16 protein-coding genes, 1 tRNA gene and 3 pseudogenes are annotated in these 18608 nt (G+C 45.9%); 17 read left to right on the forward strand and 3 right to left on the reverse strand.

Annotated elements, in window-relative coordinates; genetic code table 11:
* Positions 1–264 precede the first annotated feature (264 nt).
* Positions 265–1158 (reverse strand): DegV family protein, encoded by an 894-nt coding sequence (locus ACY2VT_RS07845; protein ID WP_461879486.1) that lies wholly within the window; start codon positions 1156–1158, stop codon positions 265–267.
* Positions 1159–1344: 186 nt separating this feature from the next.
* On the opposite strand from ACY2VT_RS07845, the gene ACY2VT_RS07850 reads away from it, so the two are divergent.
* The 4 genes and pseudogenes from ACY2VT_RS07850 (at position 1345) to ACY2VT_RS07865 (ending at position 3680) form a co-directional block, all read left to right on the forward strand.
* Positions 1345–1740 (forward strand): Fur family transcriptional regulator, encoded by a 396-nt coding sequence (locus tag ACY2VT_RS07850; RefSeq protein WP_461877904.1) that lies wholly within the window; start codon positions 1345–1347, stop codon positions 1738–1740.
* 2 nt (positions 1741–1742) lie between these two features.
* Positions 1743–2363: pseudogene (locus ACY2VT_RS07855) on the forward strand (flavin reductase); the annotation flags it as partial.
* A 42-nt stretch (positions 2364–2405) separates the two neighbouring features.
* Positions 2406–2948 (forward strand): rubrerythrin, encoded by a 543-nt coding sequence (gene rbr, locus ACY2VT_RS07860; RefSeq protein ID WP_461877932.1) that lies wholly within the window; start codon positions 2406–2408, stop codon positions 2946–2948.
* A gap of 261 nt (positions 2949–3209) precedes the next feature.
* Complete coding sequence (locus ACY2VT_RS07865; RefSeq protein ID WP_461879487.1) at positions 3210–3680, forward strand: flavin reductase; 471 nt, start codon at positions 3210–3212, stop codon at positions 3678–3680.
* Between the two features lie 123 nt (positions 3681–3803).
* On the opposite strand, the gene ACY2VT_RS07870 is transcribed toward ACY2VT_RS07865, so the two are convergent.
* The gene (locus ACY2VT_RS07870; RefSeq protein WP_461879488.1) at positions 3804–4616 is read right to left on the reverse strand and encodes a GntR family transcriptional regulator; all 813 of its coding nucleotides are present in this window, start codon (positions 4614–4616) and stop codon (positions 3804–3806) included.
* Between the two features lie 253 nt (positions 4617–4869).
* Here ACY2VT_RS07870 and deoC point away from each other — a divergent pair, with 253 nt between their 5' ends.
* Positions 4870–5583, forward strand: coding sequence for a deoxyribose-phosphate aldolase (gene deoC, locus ACY2VT_RS07875; RefSeq protein ID WP_461879489.1), 714 nt, complete (start codon positions 4870–4872; stop codon positions 5581–5583).
* An 84-nt stretch (positions 5584–5667) separates the two neighbouring features.
* Entirely contained in the window at positions 5668–6456 is a 789-nt protein-coding gene (locus tag ACY2VT_RS07880) for an ElyC/SanA/YdcF family protein (RefSeq protein ID WP_461879490.1), read from the forward strand.
* Positions 6457–6517: 61 nt separating this feature from the next.
* On the opposite strand, the gene ACY2VT_RS07885 is transcribed toward ACY2VT_RS07880, so the two are convergent.
* On the reverse strand, positions 6518–7027 hold the full coding sequence (locus ACY2VT_RS07885) for a helix-turn-helix domain-containing protein (protein WP_461879491.1): 510 nt from the start codon (positions 7025–7027) through the stop codon (positions 6518–6520).
* Between ACY2VT_RS07885 and ACY2VT_RS07890 the strand changes: the two genes are divergently transcribed.
* The 11 genes and pseudogenes from ACY2VT_RS07890 (at position 7021) to ACY2VT_RS07940 (ending at position 18495) form a co-directional block, all read left to right on the forward strand.
* A complete protein-coding gene (locus ACY2VT_RS07890) occupies positions 7021–7155 on the forward strand; it encodes a hypothetical protein (protein WP_461879492.1) in 135 nt (44 codons plus the stop codon). The genes ACY2VT_RS07885 and ACY2VT_RS07890 overlap by 7 nt on opposite strands.
* Before the next feature lie 230 nt (positions 7156–7385).
* A pseudogene (locus ACY2VT_RS07895) lies at positions 7386–8662 on the forward strand (tyrosine-type recombinase/integrase).
* Between the two features lie 363 nt (positions 8663–9025).
* Complete coding sequence (locus ACY2VT_RS07900) at positions 9026–9493, forward strand: Hsp20/alpha crystallin family protein (protein WP_461879493.1); 468 nt, start codon at positions 9026–9028, stop codon at positions 9491–9493.
* Positions 9494–9777: 284 nt separating this feature from the next.
* A pseudogene (locus ACY2VT_RS07905) lies at positions 9778–10848 on the forward strand (HD-GYP domain-containing protein).
* Positions 10845–11981: an HD-GYP domain-containing protein gene (locus ACY2VT_RS07910; protein ID WP_461879494.1), complete on the forward strand. Its 1137-nt coding sequence runs from the start codon at positions 10845–10847 to the stop codon at positions 11979–11981. The pseudogene ACY2VT_RS07905 and the gene ACY2VT_RS07910 overlap by 4 nt, the downstream one beginning before the upstream one ends.
* Before the next feature lie 145 nt (positions 11982–12126).
* Positions 12127–13716 carry an ABC transporter substrate-binding protein gene (locus tag ACY2VT_RS07915; protein WP_461879495.1) on the forward strand — a complete coding sequence of 530 codons (1590 nt, stop codon included), beginning with the start codon at positions 12127–12129 and terminating at the stop codon, positions 13714–13716.
* Positions 13717–13934: 218 nt separating this feature from the next.
* Positions 13935–15137 carry a cation diffusion facilitator family transporter gene (locus ACY2VT_RS07920; RefSeq protein WP_461879496.1) on the forward strand — a complete coding sequence of 401 codons (1203 nt, stop codon included), beginning with the start codon at positions 13935–13937 and terminating at the stop codon, positions 15135–15137.
* Positions 15138–15234: 97 nt separating this feature from the next.
* Positions 15235–15306 (forward strand) — tRNA-Gln (locus ACY2VT_RS07925).
* A gap of 78 nt (positions 15307–15384) precedes the next feature.
* Positions 15385–16089 carry an acyl-[acyl-carrier-protein] thioesterase gene (locus ACY2VT_RS07930; protein WP_461879497.1) on the forward strand — a complete coding sequence of 235 codons (705 nt, stop codon included), beginning with the start codon at positions 15385–15387 and terminating at the stop codon, positions 16087–16089.
* Between the two features lie 71 nt (positions 16090–16160).
* A complete protein-coding gene (locus tag ACY2VT_RS07935) occupies positions 16161–17630 on the forward strand; it encodes a nicotinate phosphoribosyltransferase (protein WP_119221388.1) in 1470 nt (489 codons plus the stop codon).
* Between the two features lie 13 nt (positions 17631–17643).
* Entirely contained in the window at positions 17644–18495 is an 852-nt protein-coding gene (locus ACY2VT_RS07940) for a CvfB family protein (RefSeq protein ID WP_055218974.1), read from the forward strand.
* Positions 18496–18608: the final 113 nt, after the last annotated feature.

Genomic DNA, 18608 nt, shown 5'->3' on the forward strand with positions numbered 1-18608 from the left:
GACGAACCTTTGTCTGCTGACGGGTGTCTTCAATGTATTCCATCCACTCTAATAATTCCTGCATAAACAACGCCCCTTTTTCTTTTATTTTATCAAAAAAGGGGCGTGTTCACAATTTATTTACTCATGCGTTTGTCGTGGTGCGAGTCGGTATCGGATGAGGAGTATGGGAAACTGAAATAAGTCAGAGAAACAAAAAATGCGTGTTTGAGAGCAGAAAACTTTCAGACACGCATTTTTTATGATTGAATTTTTGGGAATTTTTTACAGCAGTTCGCGATCTTTCGCCAGATAAAACAGTGCGATCGTATCCGGTCCGACGTGGCTGCCGGTGCAGTAATCGTAGGAAGTATTGATAAATTCACGCACCTTCACTCTTTTCTGGATTTCTTCCATCATATAAAGAGATTCCTCATAGGCGTCTGCATGTGCGATTCCGACGATCTGGTTTTCCGGGTCTTCGATTGTTTCGCAGAAAAGACGGATCAGTTCATTTAAAACGGCCTTGCGCCCGCGGACATTTTTATAAGAAACGATATAGCCATCTTCACTTCCACGCAGAATCGGTTTGATTTTCAGCATATTTCCGACCACAGCGACACTTCCCTTAATCCTTCCGGTGCGGGAAAGATATTTCAGATCGCCGACGGTGAAAATGCCGTTCATTTTGCCGACGTAGGTTTCCAGAAGATCTGCCGTTTCGTCTACATTCATGCCCCGATCGCGCATTTCGCTGGCATAGATGGCGAGGATGCCCTGCGCAAGAGAGGCATTCAGGGAATCGACGAGGCGGATTTTACGTTTTCCGCCGTACTCCTCAAGAAGCTCCTCGGCAGCAAGTCTTGCGGAGTTATAAGTTCCACTGATGTTTTTGCTTAAGGAAAGATAGATGACATCCTGATCTGCCTCAAGCGCGGTGCGGAACGCATCCGCAAAATTTGCAGTGCTGATCAGTCCGGTCTTGATTTCACAGCCGGTACGCATGGTGCTGTAATATTCTTTTCCTTTGGCAAGCTCCTCTTCCGGTGACAGATCCGGGTCGAAGCAGACCAGCTCTTTTCCATTCACAAGATTGACGAAAGAAACGACATGGATATCGTATTTTTTCGCGGTAACAGCAGGCAGATTTGCCGCTGAATCAACAAAAACCTGAAACATAGATAAAATTCTCCTTGTATATAGAAATGTCCCCCAGATTACGCAACTTTTGATAAGCATTGTAACACATTGTATCACCAAAGAAGGGCGTTTTCAATGGAGGATTTTTGTGATTTGTATCTTGACAGAAGACTAAAAAACAATATATAATCCTAATTAAGAAAAGATCCTAATAAGGAGAGCGCCATGGAACGCAGAAATACGATTCAAAAAGACCTGGTTCTAAAGACAGTGCAGGGGCTGAAACGCCATCTGACGGCGGAAGAAGTGTATGAATTTATCAAAAAAGATCATCCTACCATAGGAAAGGGAACGGTGTACCGCAACCTCGGCATTCTGGCAGAAGAGGGAGCGATCCGGAAAGTAGAAGTCCCGGACGGACCGGACCGGTTCGACTTTACGCTGAAAAATCATTACCATGTAGAGTGCATCCGGTGCGGAGAAGTTTTCGATGTCGATATGGATGAAGTGACCGATCTGAATGAGAGAATCCATGATACACATGGCATGCAGTTTTTGAACTACGATATTTTCTTCAAGGGAATCTGCCCGGTGTGCAGAGCAAAAGAAACGGAGGAATGAGGATGGATAAAAAAGCGATGTACAAACTGAGCTACGGTCTGTTCGTGCTGACGGCAAAAGAAGCGGAAAAAGACAACGGATGCATCATCAACACCGCTATTCAGGCAGCATCGGAGCCGAACCAGCTGAGTATCTGTGTAAATAAGCTGAATTACACACACGATATGGTACTGCGGACCGGCGAGTTTACCGTGTCGGTTCTGAGCCAGAATGCGAAATTTGATCTGTTCAGACAGTTCGGATTTCAGTCGGGACGGGATGTCAATAAGTTTGAAAACTTTGACGCATGCGCCCGTGGAGCGAATGGGATTTATTACATCACGGAAGGAACAAATGCTTATATCTCCGTGAAGGTGAAAAAGACGGAAGATCTGGGATCCCATACGATGTTTATCGGTGAGATTACAGACATGGAAGTTTTGAGTGATGCGCCGTCGGTAACGTATGCGTATTACCTGGAAAACATCAAACCGAAGCCGCAGGCGGTTGGAAAAACGGAGAGCGGGCAGACGGTATGGCGCTGTACGATCTGCGGTTATGAGTATGTAGGCGAGGAGCTGCCGGAAGACTTTGTATGTCCTCTGTGCAAGCACCCGGCGTCGGATTTTGAGAAAGTTGTAAAAACAGTGACAATAGAAAAAACAGAGAAAACGGAGGAAATCAAAATGGCAGCAAACAAATACGCGGGAACACAGACAGAGAAAAACTTACACGAAGCATTTTCCGGTGAATCACAGGCGAGAAACAAATATACGTATTTTGCATCTGTAGCGAAAAAAGAAGGCTATGAGCAGATGGCAGCTCTATTCCTGAAAACAGCAGACAATGAGAAAGAGCATGCAAAAATGTGGTTCAAAGAGCTCGCAGGCATCGGCGACACCAAGGCAAACCTGGCGGCAGCCGCAGAAGGTGAAAACTACGAGTGGACCGATATGTACGAAGGCTTTGCAAAAACAGCCGAGGAAGAAGGCTTCCCGGAACTGGCTGCAAAATTCCGCGCAGTCGGCGAGATCGAGAAACATCACGAGGAGAGATACCGCGCACTGCTGAAAAACATCGAGACAGCACAGGTATTTGAAAAGAGCGAAGTAAAGGTATGGGAATGCCGGAACTGCGGCCACATCGTAGTCGGAACCAAAGCCCCGGAAGTATGCCCGGTATGCGCACATCCGCAGAGCTACTTTGAGGTGAGAGAAGAGAATTACTAATTGTTTTGAAAATCAACAGCCAGCCCCTGCTTCTGGAATTTTCCGGGAGCAGGGGCTGTTTATTCTGGAAAGATTCAGGAAAGAGCGTGTCTGGTTTTGTAAAAATAGTAAACGACCATCGTAGCAGCAGTCAGAAACCAGGAAACCGGGCAGGCTGTTCATGATGCTCTGCAGCACTGCCTTTTTTGTATTATTTTCGGGGATTGCTATAGTATCAATGAATTACAGGTAAATCCGTATACTCTGTTTGGAAAAGACTGGATGGCGTTAACTGTCGGAACAGAAAAAGATGGCTTTAATATGATGACCGTAGCATGGGGACATCTTGGTTCTATATGGGAACGTGGAAATCATCGTAACTGCCTTCCAACCGCTGTCTGCTATGTGCGTCCTGGCCGATATACCAAAAAATATATGGATAAGGAAGAATATTTCACATTATCCCATTTCGCTCCCGAATATAAAAAAGTATTGGGATATCTGGGCAGCCATTCAGGAAGAAATGAGGATAAGAGCAAAGCCACTGGTTTAACACCTGTGTTTTCAGATGGAACTACTTATTTTGCGGAAGCAGATCTGGTGTTTATTTGCCGCAGGTTGTATCAGGCACCACTTCTGGAAACTGGATATGTTGATAAAGAACTGATAGATTTTAATTATCCGGACAGGGATTTCCATGAAGTCTATATTGGAGAAATTGTAAAAATACTGGTGGCAGATGATAAGGAGTAATTGATTGCTTTGGCACTGCCAGAGAAAAGAAATGAGAAGACTCGCCCTTCGTTTCGATCTGGTTTCAATAACCCAGATGAAACGAGGGGCATATATAATGGGTGAAAAGTTTTACATTTCAGATCAGACATTCAGCTGTCTCTGGAAATTCATATTATTTTTATTTCCGTTTGTATTATTATACAGATCCAGTTGGAATACACAGCGGTCGGCACGGGTGATAGATGTTGTGTATTCATAAATAAACCCGGATTGCAGATTGGACAGTCTGCTGATTTTATAACCGGCGATCCCAGGTTTGCAGTTCAAAAGAGCTGCATTTTTTTTATTTATAACGATTGCTTCGATGGACTCGTTTGCGTGATAAAGCTCCAGATGATATTCATTACTCAGAATATTATAGAGCGAACCGTTGCTGAAATCGTATTTTTCAATTCCTTCACAGAGATAGTAAGGAATATAAGTATCTTCGACTAGAAGAGGCTCTTTGTCTGCACATCGTATACGAACCAGATGAAAGGCTTTTTGCTGTCCGGCAGGAAAGCGAAGCGCATTTGCAATTTTATCCGGGATTTTATCAGTTACTTCTTTTGTAAGAACTTCAGAAGTTGGCATATAGCCCAGGCTTTTCATGTTTTCTGTAAAATTATACAGATGATTAATTGGTCTGGTGAACTTCTTATCTGCAACGAAAGATCCTTTTCCACGATGTCTTACAATCAGACCTTCATCTACCAGACAGTTGAGTGCTTGTCGGACAGTTGTACGGCTGACACCTAAAACTGCACATAATTCATTTTCCGCGATCATGGGATCTCCCGGTCTTAATACCTCTGCCTGTATCTGGATTTTAAAATAAGATGCAAGCTGCATATAATAGGGGATGCCTGTATCACTGGAGAAATGGAAGGTTTCTCTGAGATATTTTTCATTCATAGTCATTTTTCCTCGTATCGTATTATTAAACAAATATAGAATAATAAATGTTACATACATTTGTTACATAATAAGCTTATCATAGCATACTAAAAATCAGAAATCAAGCAAATGTAGAAGAGAGGCCTGCAAAATATAAGAAGAAAAAAGGATAACTAAAACAAATAATATGAAAGTGTTGACAATAAAATAAAAGGATGATATATATTAAATGTATCATACATATGTAACAAATAAAAACGGAGGCAGAATCATGAAAAAACTGACAAAAAAAGCAAACGAAATGACATTAAAGGAACTTGCATCTTACATCGATTATTCGGTATTGAAACCGGAATTTACAGAAGAACAGATTGTAGAACTTACAAAGGACGGAGTGAAATTGGGATGTGCCACCATTTGTATTAATCCTGGTTATATGGACCTGTGTGAACCATATGTAAAGGGAAGCGACACGATGCTTTGTCCGGTATGCGATTTCCCATTTGGAACAAGTTCAACAGAATCAAAAGTAAAACAGATCGAAATTGTAGCAAAATACGATACAGTAAAAGAAGTGGATATTGTAGCAAACTTTGGATGGATCCGAGGCGGACAGTATGATAAAGTGACAGAAGATCTGAAGAAATGTGTGGAAGCCGCACATAAATATGGAAGAGAGATCAAGGTTATCTTCGAAACCGACGCACTGAATGAAGAACAGATCAGAAAGACCTGCCATTGTTGTATTGAAGCAGGAGCAGACTTTGTAAAGACAAGCACAGGCTTCCTGACCGGATTTGAAGCACACGGGGCAACACCGGAGGTTATCAGGATCATGATGGAAGAAGTAGGAGACAAATGTAAAGTAAAAGGAAGCGGATGCATTCGTACAAGAGAACATTTCCTTCAGCTGATCGATATGGGAATCGACAGAATGGGCGTGGGATATAGATCAGTACCTGTAGTACTTGATTTGAACAGATAGTTATTGGATAACGGGAAAAATAAATCAGGTAAAAGCAATTAGAAGAGAGGGCTTTGCTGCATCAAAATGAGAAAGTGAGCTAAAATGAAAAAAGAAGAAATTGCCGAAAAAATGAATATTCTTGGCACCTTTCTTGGAAAGCGGGATATCCACGAGCTTTCCAAAGAAGCACTTGAAGCAAAATATGGATTTTCACAGGCAGATGTGATGGTACTTTTTGGAGGAAGCATCCTGTGCGGCGGGGATGTACTTGCCGAAGCAATTAGAAATGAGATTGCGAAAAAGTATATTATTGTAGGCGGTGCCGGACATACAACAGAAGCACTCCGCCAGAAAATGCACCATGCATTTCCGGAGATTGAAACGAATGGGCTTCCGGAGTCGGATGTGTTTGAACAGTATCTGGAGAAAAGGTACGGCCTTCATGCAGATTATCTGGAAAGGAAGTCGACAAACTGTGGAAATAATATCACTTTTTTGAAAGAGCTGATCGAAGAAGAGGGGATTGCCTGCCGGACGATGATTCTCTCGCAGGATGCAACGATGCAGCACAGGATGGAGGCCAGTGTGAAGAAATATATGCCGGGCATCCAGGTGATCAATTATGCGGTTTATGATGCAGAGGTTGTGGTCAGAAACGGTGAGCTCACCTATGAAAAAGAGATCTGGGGAATGTGGGATATTGACCGGTATCTGACACTTCTTCTGGGAGATGTGCAACGATTATCGGATAACGAAGATGGATATGGTCCGGAAGGAAAGGGATATATCATACATGTGGATGTGCCGGATGAAGTAGAAAAGGCATTTATGGATTTGAAGAAAGAGTTTGGAGATAAGGTGAGGGTAGCAAATCCAGAGTATGCGGGATAAAATAAATTAATTGAAACAAATTACAAAAAGGTTGCCATTGATTTGACAACCTTTTTTTGAGCTATTTTCTCCACTGTTTCTTAGGCTCATATTTTCCACATCCATCACAAGTCTGCGGCCAGTTGATTTTCCATTCAAAATACTCATCTCTGGTAATCTCACCGGATTTCAGTTCATCCATCCGAACCACCCATTCTTTCAGAAAATCATTCAAAACCCCATAATCAAACCACATACAGACAGGAGCATGGGCAGGCCAGTTATCATTGTCATGGTAGTAAACGGAAGTGTCTGCTACTTCATTGCATTTTTCACCAGGAAATTTCCGAGGAAGAAACAGATGCAGGGCAGATGAATTAAATTCATCCAGCCAGAAAAGTAGTTCCATCATTTCGGAAGCATCACGTCCAGCGGTATCATAGAGGGTATAAGGATTAACATCCAGAGCCTTAGCCATTTTATCAACCAGATCTTTTTTTGGAACACGAACACCTTTTTCATATTGTACAATTCTATGCTGATCGGTCAGTCCGATCTTCTCTGACGGTAGATATAGAAGGATTAATGGCAATGTTATCCTGCGGAGAGGTAACTGCAAAGAAAATTGCAGACTATGCAGAAGCAAGAGTGATTGTTGGAAGACGTGTTCTCTATAACATGGATAAGATAAAAAAATATATTGATGCAATGGCAGTGTAATGAAAGATGAGAGGATAAAATACAACAACTTTCCTCCGGAATGAAAAGTGAAAAGGGAAAAATATTCCTGTAAAAAGGCAAATAAAAATTAGCATTTTGCAGGAATTTACCCTTGGAAATCATAAAATATTATGTTAATCTGTGAGCAGGTATCAGACAGTAAATGACTGATACCGACAGGACAAAAATCATTCCGAATAACGAAAAATGAAGTGAAAGGAATGATTGATATGGCAAGAAAAGATAATAAAGGCAGAAATTTAAAAACAGGTGAATACCAGCGTCCGGATGGACGTTATGAGTATCGCTACAAGGATGAAATTACCGGAAAGCGTAATTCGGTTTATGCAGCTGATCTGGCGAGTCTGCGAGAAATGGAAAAGAAGATCAATAAGGATATGGATGATCTGCTTATTACAGATGCATCAGTCAAGAAGCTGACTGTAAATACGTTGTTTGAGCGATACGTGGCAACAAAGAATATCAAGGAAAGAACGAAAAAGAATTATATCCGTATGTGGGACTACCGTATACGAAATACTTTGGGAAACATTCGTGTTGTGGATTTTAAGACATCTCACGTAAGGACGTTCTTTTCCTCATTGTCAGATGAAGGACTGGCACACAGTACGATCAAAGGTCTTTATGGTTTATTGAATCCCAGTTTTGAACTGGCAGTGGAAGACGGGATTATCCGTAAGAATCCGGTAACTGGAACACTTGGAGATTATGGGGCTCCGGCAAAGGAGAAAGAAGCACTGACACTGGAACAGCAGGAAAAACTCCTGAAGTTTGTTGAACAGAGTAATGTGTATAAGCCTCATCTTCCAATGATGCAGGTTATGTTTGGAGCTTGCCTGAGAGTGAGTGAGACTATCGGCTTAACCTGGTCAGATGTGGATATGAAGAACAGGGAGATTCATGTAGGTGGACAGCTTGTGTATTATGAAGGTGATGAAGGATATTGTTTCCATGATTCAGAAACCAAAACGGATGCAGGAATCAGAGACATTCCTATGACACAGATGGTATATGATGCGTTCCGTAAGCAGAGAGAGCTGAACCTGATGCTTGGTTTGCAGAGTAATGTTGAGATCGGTGGACGCAGTGGATTCATCTTCAATACAAAGCATGGACGTCCAATCATGCCGGCGGGAGTGAACAGCTTTCTGAAAAATATTGTCAATGCTTATAATAAGAAAGAAAGCAAACTGGCAGAAGAAGAGAAGCGAGAGTCGGAGCTGATGCCGCCTATTTCATCGCATACTCTTCGTCATACGGGATGTACCAGACTGGGTGAGAACAACGTCAATCCCAAAGTTATGCAGTATGTGATGGGGTGCTGGATGTCCGGTGGACATCCGTTTAGCACCGACCGTAGCGGAGCGAAGAACATTCAGATGCACAGATCACAATGAATGTCTATAATCATATTGCAGAGAAATCTCATGTGGAGAACGAGATGTCTAAAATGAACCTGCCAGAAACCGTACCTGCTGTGGTATAAACCAGAAGCCGTTGTCGTAAAATGTGGTAAGAAAATCAGACGAATATATTTTTTCAAAGATTTGTCGTAAAAATGTGGTCAAATCAAGAAAATCGAGTGCGAAAGCAAGTGAAAAATCCCTGTGAAGCCCGTAAAATCAAGGCTTCACAAATTCTTCACAAAATAATTAGCACTCACCTCTTGACAGTGCTAATAATAAGTGTTATATTACAGCTAGAACAAAGGAAGAGGGATACAAAGAGAGGAAAGAAAGAGAAAGACCTCCGGTATCAGGACTCCACCCAAGTTCCAAAGAAACAGGTAAACAGCAAATGGTCCGGCAGCAGGAAGCACTGGACGAAGATAGAAAAGGAGCGATGACTTATGTTGATGCCTAGTATTTTTGGAGAAAACTTATTTGATGACTTTTTTAACGATTTCCCGTTCTATGATTACGATAAAGAAATGAAAAACACCGAGAAGAAACTGTATGGCCGCAAAGCCAGTCATGTGATGAAAACCGATATCCGCGAAATGGACAATGGCTACGAGCTGGTTGTAGATCTTCCGGGCTTCACAAAAGATGAGGTCCAGGCAACACTGGAAAATGGTTATTTGACCATCAGCGCTGAGAAAGGCCTCGATAAAGACGAGAAAGAAAAAGAGAACGGCCGCTACATCCGCAGAGAGCGTTATGCAGGTGCCTGCAGCAGAAGCTTCTACGTAGGCGAGGATGTCACCGAAGAGGATATCAAAGCGGAGTTCAAACACGGTCTGCTGAAACTCTTCGTACCGAAGAAAGAAGCAAAACCGGCAGTTGAGCAGAAAAAGACGATCTCCATTGAGGGATAAACTTTAAAAGAATACAGCAAAACCAAAAGAGTCCGCCGCCCGGGAGTGTAAAAATTCCCGGGCGGCGGATTTCTTTTTTGCAAATTACTACTTTTCGAAATACAAAATATAAGATAAAATAGAAAAATAGGAAGAAAAGAGGTGAGCCATTGCAGAAAATAAAAGAACTGATCCGGGAAGTGTATCATTATGAGAAGAAAACGGAAATTGAGACGAGATATTTAAGCAACGTGCTGCTCTGGTTCTGCCTGATGGTATTTCTGATCAATCTGTTTAACAACAGCATGAAAAAGAACCTGGGGATCTATATCTTCTGCCTTGTGGTCTGTGTGATTGGTGTGTGGGATGCGTTTCACATCCGGAATGCGAAAAACGTGGAACTGCCGGTCAAGGTGGTGACGATTCTTCTGCTGGTATCGAGCGTTTACTGTATCTATTTCGGCGGAAATGACGGTTTCCAGAATCTTTGGTTTTTCATTGCGCCGTCGATTCTTCTGCTGCTGGTCGGACTGCCGTTCGGCGTTCCGTGCTGTGTGGGCTATGGAGGTGTCATTACGGTTCTGTTCTGGAGCCCGCTGTGTGAAAAGATGGCGCATTCGTACGCCTGGGATTACCGCTTTTATTACCCGGTGTTTTACTGGTCTTTTTTCCTGCTGATGCTTATCACCGATCTGCTGTTCAAAAAATACCGGATTGAGCAGGAGCGGGAACAGGATGAGATGGAAGCGGAAGTGCGTGCGACGGTCGAAGAAGCACAGAAGCTGATGATAAACTCGGTGGCGGCGATCGGACGAATGATCGATGAAAAGGATAAGTATACCCGAGAGCATTCCCAGCGTGTCGCCGACTATTCGCGGCTGATTGCAGCAAATCTGAAAAGTTATGCTCCGACAGAAAAAGAACTGGATCAGATTTACCGCAGTGCGCTTCTGCACGATATTGGAAAAATTGCGATCCCGGATGCGATTCTGAAAAAGACATACCGCCTGAACGACGAGGAATACGCGATCATGAAAACGCACCCGGTGTGGGGGTGAAAGATTCTCGCCGGGCTTTCCTTCCTGCCGCAGGCGGACTACGGCGCAAGCTACCATCACGAGCGGTACGACGGCAAAGGTTACCCGGAGGGAATCCGTCTGGACGATCTGCCGTATATCGTAAGAATCATCAGCGCTGCGGACGCGCTGGATGCGATGAATTCCAACCGCTGTTACCGGAAGCAGTGCGGCCGGGACTACATCATCAGCGAGTTTGAAAAAGGCAGCGGAACACAGTTCGACCCGGAGGTGGCAGAGACGGTGATTTACCTGATCGAGGAAGGAAAGATTGAAATTCCGGAAGGAGAAAATGCGTGAAAGAATTTCTGGAAATCGTATTCTGTAAATACAAAGATCCCAAAATTGCGATGTGGATGAAACATGTTCTGGTACTGATTATGCTGTTGAATTTCTGTGCCGGACTTTTTTATCCGATGGAACAAAAGAAAACCGTTCTTCCGATGTTTCTGTCGATGATTGTTCTTCTTTTGATTAACTGTGCCTTAAGCTATGGAAGAGAGTACGCATGGCTGGATACGGCGACGTTTCTTCTTCTGATCGCACCAAATCTGCATCTGTTCCATGATGGAGATATTGGATATTTCAGCATGTTTTATATCATTTTGTTTTCTGTGGGTGCCGTTTTCATCCTCGGAATCCGGACCAGTGTTCTGTTCAATGCGGTCTGTACGGTTTTTATCTTTGTGCAGGTCAGAGGAAGCGGGCTGGAACAGTTACGCGGGCTTTATAATGAAAATTTACTGCTTCGTTTTCCCTATTTATATTTGTGCATTGTCGGGATTGCGTATATTATCATGTTTTCGATCCAGAGATACTGGGTGGAAAAAGAAAAAAGCCGATTGGTTCTGGAACACAGAATCCATGAGGAGAAAAAGAAGCTGGCGGACATGTCGCTGCATGTCATTACCTCCATGTACAGCGCGCTGAGCGCCAAAGTCCCGGAGATCGACCGCCACTGCGAGCAGACGGCATTGTATTCGCGGGAAATTGCCGGACGGATGGGATTCGATGAGACGATGTGCACGAATGCCTATTATGCGGGGCTTCTGCACGAGGTCGGGGCCGTTGGACTGCCGGATGAGGTCATACAGAAACCAAGCCTGACAGAGGAGCAGTATAAAATCTATCAGACATACGTTTCCCGTGGATATAAAATTATCCGTGAACTTCAGATTGCGGACGAAGTAGCGGAAGCGGTGCTGTATCACAGGGAAAATTACGATGGAAGCGGATACCTGGAAGGGAGATCCGGCAGACAGATTCCGATGCTGTCCAGAATCTTAAGCGTGGCAGATTATGCGGACCGCCATGCGAGATGGGGCGAGACGGCGGAGGAGATCGGAAAAAAGCTGGAAGAGCGAAAAGGAACCCGGTTTGACCCGGAGTGCGCAGATCAGATGCGGACGATTCTGTGCGAAAAAGAGAAATAAAAAATACTTCTGGAAAAACTGCAGGCGGAGGAAATTTCAGGAAAAACAAATTGTATACAATAATATACTTGCCATTTTGGAAAAGGTTGGATAAAATAGGCGTGACAATTACAAAATGAGAGAACTCGTATCAAAAGGAGAAATCATGAAGAAAAGAAGAAGCGTCATTGCGCTGCTTTTGGTTGCAGCTCTTACTGTTGTACTTGGCGGATGCCAGGATGGCAAGGATGGGAAAGCAGATTCTTCCGATACCGCAAGTTCTCAGGTATCAACGGAATCAGCCCCGACAGGAGAACCTGTTATGGGCGGTTCTATCACGGTAGGAATTTCTCAGGACATTGAGGATAGTCTTGACCCACACAAAATGGTAGCGGCAGGAACGAAAGAAATCCTATTCAACATTTACGAGGGCCTTGTAAAGCCCGATGAAGAAGGAAATCTGAACGATGCGGTGGCAGAAAGCCATTCGATCTCGGAGGATGGAAAGGTCTACACCTTCAAACTCCGGAACGGCGTGAAGTTCCACGACGGAACGACCGTCACTGCAGAGGATGTAAAATATTCGATTGAACGCTGCGCAGGCATTATCGGGGACGGAACACCTTTTATTGAGTCCTTTTCCAATGTGGACAAAGTAGAAATTCCGGACGAGAACACGATCGATATCTACTTAAAAGAGGCAGACACCGAGTTTCTTGCCTATCTGACGGTAGCGATTGTACCTGAGCATGCGGAAGATCTGGAAACAAATCCGATCGGAACGGGTCCGTTCCGCTATGTATCACGCTCCCCGCAGGAAAACATCATCATTGAAAAATTCGACGATTACTGGGATACGGACAATCAGGCGTATCTCGATAAAGTAACGTATCGAATTGTCAAAGACAGCAATGCAGTCGTAACGAATCTGAAATCCGGCACACTCGATATGTATGTGCGCCTGAATTCCACCCAGCTTGCACAGCTTCAGGGAGATTCGGATTTTACGATCTACGACGGCGGCATGAACCTGGTGCAGGCACTGTATCTGAACAATGCGGTGGAACCGCTCAATAATGTGAAGGTCCGCCAGGCGCTCTGCTATGCGGCAGACCGCCAGGAAGTCCTCGATATGATTGCGGACGGAAAAGGAACGATCATCGGAAGCAGCATGTTCCCGGCATTTGGAAAATACTATATGCCGGAACTGGCAGACCGGTATGAGCAGAATATTGAGAAGGCAAAAGAACTGCTGACGGAGGCCGGATACCCGGATGGATTCGAGCTGACGATCACAGTGCCGAACAATTATCAGCAGCATATCGATACCGCGCAGGTTCTGGTGGAGCAGTTTAAGGCAATCGGTGTGACCGCAAAAATCCAGCAGGTCGAGTGGGACAGCTGGCTGTCCGACACGTACGCAGACCGGAACTTCCAGTCAACGGTTGTCGGCGTCGATGCAGCGTACCTGACCGGACGCGCACTGCTCGAGCGTTTTACTTCGACATCATCGAAGAACTTTATCAACTATAACAACGAAGAGTACGATAAACTGTATCAGCAGGTAAAGGCAAGCACGGACGAAAATGAGCAGATCGAGCTCTATAAGAAGATGGAGACACTGCTGACGGACGATGCGGCAAACCTGTATATTGAGGATATGGCGTGCGAGGTTGTTCTGCGGAATGACTTTGCGGGATATACGTTCTATCCGCTGTATGTGCAGAATATGGCTAAGATTTACAAAGTAAAGTAAAATAATTACAGGGGACTCGAAAAGGCAGAGGGTAAAGAAAAAACTCTCATTCAATTGTCAAACGCTGCCGGGAGAGTCCCCTGTAATTTTTAATAGAAACCACGAAAATATGTTAGGCTTGACTTTTTTTCCGACACTGCCTACTATAGAAAAAGACAGAGAAAACGTAAGGGCTCCGCGGCGATGCAGGAGGCCTTTTTTTAAAAGAAGGGGGAACCATGACAGATTTTCTGGTAAGACGTTTTGTAAAAGATTATGAGAAAACCGACAACGCGGATGTGCGCACGAATTACGGTATTTTATCGAGTATCGTGGGAATCTGCTGTAATATTCTGCTGTTCACGGCAAAGCTGCTGATCGGTGTCGGCATGCACTCGCTGGCAATCATGGCGGATGCGTTCAATAACCTCTCGGACGCGGCATCGTCTGTGATCAGTTTTGTCGGCGTGAAGATGGCAAATAAGCCGGCAGACAAAGAGCACCCGTTCGGCCACGGGCGGATCGAGTATATCGCGGCGCTGATCGTATCGTTTCTGGTCATCGAAGTCGGCTTTACGTTTTTAAAGAGCTCCTTAGAAAAAATCCGCAATCCGGAGGAGATCACGTTCCAGCTGGTGCCGTTTCTGATCCTGGTGCTGTCGGTCGGTGTCAAGCTCTGGATGGCATTCTTTAACCGCAGACTTGGAAACCGTATCCAGTCGAAGGTCATGCTGGCAACCTCCGCAGATTCCATGGGGGATGTGATCACGACGAGTGCAACGATTCTTTCAACGCTGATCTGCCATTTCCTTTCCGTCAACATTGATGCAATTGCAGGACTCGTTGTCGCCGTGCTCGTCATGTGGTCCGGCGTTTCGATTGCGAAGGACACCCTCGAGCCGCTGATCGGCCAGGGCGCCGACCCGGATCTGTATGACCGCATCATGAAAGAGGTAGCGTCCTACGACGGCATCGTCGGAACGCACGACCTGATCGTCCACAACTACGGCCCGGGCAGAAGCATGGCTTCGATCCATGCGGAGGTGCCGCGCGATGTCGATATTGAGGTATCGCACGATATCATCGACCGTATTGAGCATGAAGTCGGCGCGAAGCTGGGAATCCTGCTGGTCATCCACATGGATCCGGTGGAGATCCACGATGCGGCGGTTCTGGCGACGAAAGAGAAGGTAAGAAACGTGATCGCGATTCTTGATCCGGAGCTTTCGTTCCACGATTTCCGCATGATCAACGGACCGGAACGCAAAAAACTGATTTTTGATCTCGAGATTCCCTATTCCTATAAGAAGAAAGACTGCGACCGCGTGATCGGACAGATCGGGGCGCTGATGAAGGAAATGGATGAGAAATACGAGTGTGTCATCAATATCGACAAGAGTTACGTGGCCGCAGAGCAGCGGCTGAATGACAACTCTAAATAGTCGGGTTTTTCAGTTTTTTGAAAAAAATAAAAAAATTTCAAAAAAGATGTTGACTTTTCCCTTGCGATAGTGTATTATACATCTTGTCGCAAGGCAATGGGCTATCGCCAAATGGTAAGGCAACGGACTCTGACTCCGTCAGTTCCTGGTTCGAATCCAGGTAGCCCAGCTCATTGAAAGGTCTCAGGTCTCGTACCTGAGACCTTTTTCGATGCTCAAAAACAAATACAGCAGGAGGAACGAAACGATGAAGTATTCCTTTACGAGCAGAATCCGCTACAGCGAAATCGGTGAGGACGGAAATCTCACCCTGCCGGGGCTGATCAATTACTTCCAGGACTGCAGTACCTTCCAGTCGGAAGCGATCGGCGAGGGCGTTGCGGAGCTCAAAAAACGAGGCTGCGCCTGGGTGCTGTCCGCGTGGCAGATTCATGTGCGCCGCTATCCATCCCTCGGCGAATCGGTAAAAATCACCACATGGGCGAGCGGCTTCAAAGGATTTCTTGGCTTGCGTAACTTCACGATGGAAACAGAAGACGGCGAAATGCTCGCCTGTGCCAACTCCATCTGGTCTTACGTCAATATGGAAACGGGCCATCCCGTCCGCGCACCGAAAGAGACGACAGACGCCTACGGCATCGACGATCCGATCGACGAAGATTTCGGCGAGCGCAAAGTGAAAATGCCGGAAGCAGATTTCATCGGCGAACCGTTCCCGGTGCGGCCGCACAACCTCGACACGAATCACCACGTCAACAACGCACAGTTCATTTCCCTTGCCGGCGAGTGTCTTCCGAAGAACTTCACCGTGCACCGGATGCGCGCCGAATACAAACAGCAGGCGCACCTCGGTGACGTCCTGCATCCGCTGCGCGCAGAGACGGAAAACGGCTGTTTTATCTCGCTGAACGATGAAAAAGGACAGCCATACGTAGTTGTGGAATTTCAATGATTGTGGTACAATCGGAAAGAATAAGATACGATACGAACGTAATAAACACAATGAGGAAAGGGGAATTTGCCATGAGAGCGCAGAACCTTACACTGTTAACCGATTTATATGAACTTACCATGATGCAGGGCTACTACGAGAATCCGTCCGATCAGATCGTGGTATTTGATGCATTTTACAGAAAAAATCCATGCGGCGGAGCGTACGCCGTATGCGCAGGACTGGAGCAGGTAATCGAGTATGTCCGCGATCTTCACTTTTCACCGGACGACATCGACTATCTCCGTTCCCTCCATATTTTCAACGATGATTTCCTGGAGTATTTAAGAGGCTTCCATTTCACCGGAGACATCTATGCGATCCCGGAAGGAACCGTCGTATTCCCAAGAGAACCGCTCTTAAAAGTTGTCGCTCCGATCATGGAAGCACAGCTTGTAGAGACCGCGATTCTGAACATGATCAACCATCAGAGCCTGATCGCGACGAAAGCATCCCGCGTTGTTTACGCGGCAAAGGGCGACGGCATCATGGAGTTTGGACTCCGCCGTGCACAGGGACCGGATGCCGGTATCTACGGCGCGCGTGCTGCCATGATCGGCGGCTGCATCGGAACCTCCAATGTCCTGACCGGACAGATGTTTGACGTTCCAGTCAAGGGAACCCACGCACACAGCTGGATCATGAGCTTCCCGGATGAGTACACCGCATTCAAAACGTATGCGAAAATGTATCCGGAAGCCTGCATTCTTCTCGTAGACACCTACGATGTTCTCGAATCCGGTGTTCCGAATGCGATCCGCGTCTTCAAAGAGATGAGAGCAGAGGGCTTACCGATGAAGGGCTACGGCATCCGCATCGACAGCGGTGACCTGGCTTACCTGTCGAAAAAAGCATATCAGATGCTCGAGGCAGAAGGTTTCGGCGATGCCATCATTTCCGCATCCAGCGACCTCGATGAGTACCTGATCGACAGTCTGAAAACCCAGGGTGCGAAGATCAATTCCTGGGGCGTCGGCACCAACCTGATCACATCCGGTGACTGGCCGGCATTCGGCGGCGTTTACAAGCTGGCAGCAGCAAAAGATAAAGATGACGCAGAATTCACACCGAAGATCAAGCTGTCCGAGAACTCCGAGAAAGTAACAAACCCGGGCAACAAGACGATTTACCGTATTTATGATAAAGAAACCGGAAAGATCCGTGCCGACCTGATCTGCCTCGCAGACGAGACCTTCGACGAGAGCAAAGATATGATCATCTTCGACCCGATCGAGACCTGGAAAAAGACGAAGATCAAAGGCGGAACCTACACCTTACGCGAGCTCCTCGTTCCGATTTTCCAGAAGGGCGCATGCGTCTACACTTCTCCATCCGTCATGGAGATCCGCGACATCTGCACCAGAGAGAAAGATACCCTCTGGGAGGAGTCCAAACGTCTGGTCAATCCGCATGAGGTTTACGTGGATCTGTCCGACAAGCTGTACCACATCAAGAGCGACCTGCTCGAGGAGATGAGCATGAAGGCTCTCGACGAGCAGTAAGAAAGGAAGTCAAATGTTAAATATAGGAAGAAAGCAAAAGCTGGTAGTAGTAAAGAAAGTAGAGTTCGGTATTTATCTTGGGGAGACCCGGGAAGCAGGCGAGAAGGAACGCGTTCTTCTGCCGATCAAACAGGTGCCGGAAGGAACAAAAGAGGGAGATGAGCTGGAAGTATTTCTGTACCGCGATTCCAGCGACCGTCTGATTGCGACAACCAGAGAGCCGAAGCTGGTGCTTGGAGAGCTGGCTGTCTTAAACGTAGCTGCTACCGGAAAGATCGGAGCATTTCTGGACTGGGGTCTGGAAAAAGATCTGTTTCTTCCGTTTAAACAGCAGACCCGCCGCCTCCATCCAGGGGATGAAGTGCTGGTTTCCCTCTACATCGACAAGAGCGACCGTCTCTGCGCAACGATGAAGGTTTACCATTTCCTGAAAACCAATTCTCCGTACGTCGTAGGCGATACCGTAAAGGGAAGAATCTACGAGATCAGCGGAAACTTCGGCGTTTTCGTTGCTGTTGATGACCGCTACTCCGGCCTGATTCCAAAGAGAGAAGCACAGGCAGATTATCACGTCGGCCAGGAACTTGAGTGCCGCGTCACCGAAGTCAAAGAGGACGGAAAACTTTCTCTGTCCGCACGCGGAAAAGCGTACGAGCAGATCGCAATCGATGCAGAGAGCGTTCTTTCTGTGATCGAGGAATTTGCAGGCGTCCTTCCGTTTGATGACAAAGCATCACCGGAAGTGATTCAGAGAGAATTCGGCCTCAGCAAAGCAGCATTTAAGCGCGCGGTCGGCCACCTGATGAAAGAAAAACAGGTTGTCATCCGCGACGGTAAAATCTGGACGGCAGAAAAAGCAAAATAAGAAAAAATCGGACACTGGACAGGAAGCGCATCCTCTCCGGTGTCCGTTTTTTTGTGTCAGACAGCAGATAAAATTCTGAAATTTTTTCTGCGCCCGGTTTGCGGTTGCGCGAA

This window comes from Fusicatenibacter sp. (genome assembly GCF_050872605.1).
Taxonomy (GTDB): domain Bacteria; phylum Bacillota; class Clostridia; order Lachnospirales; family Lachnospiraceae; genus Fusicatenibacter.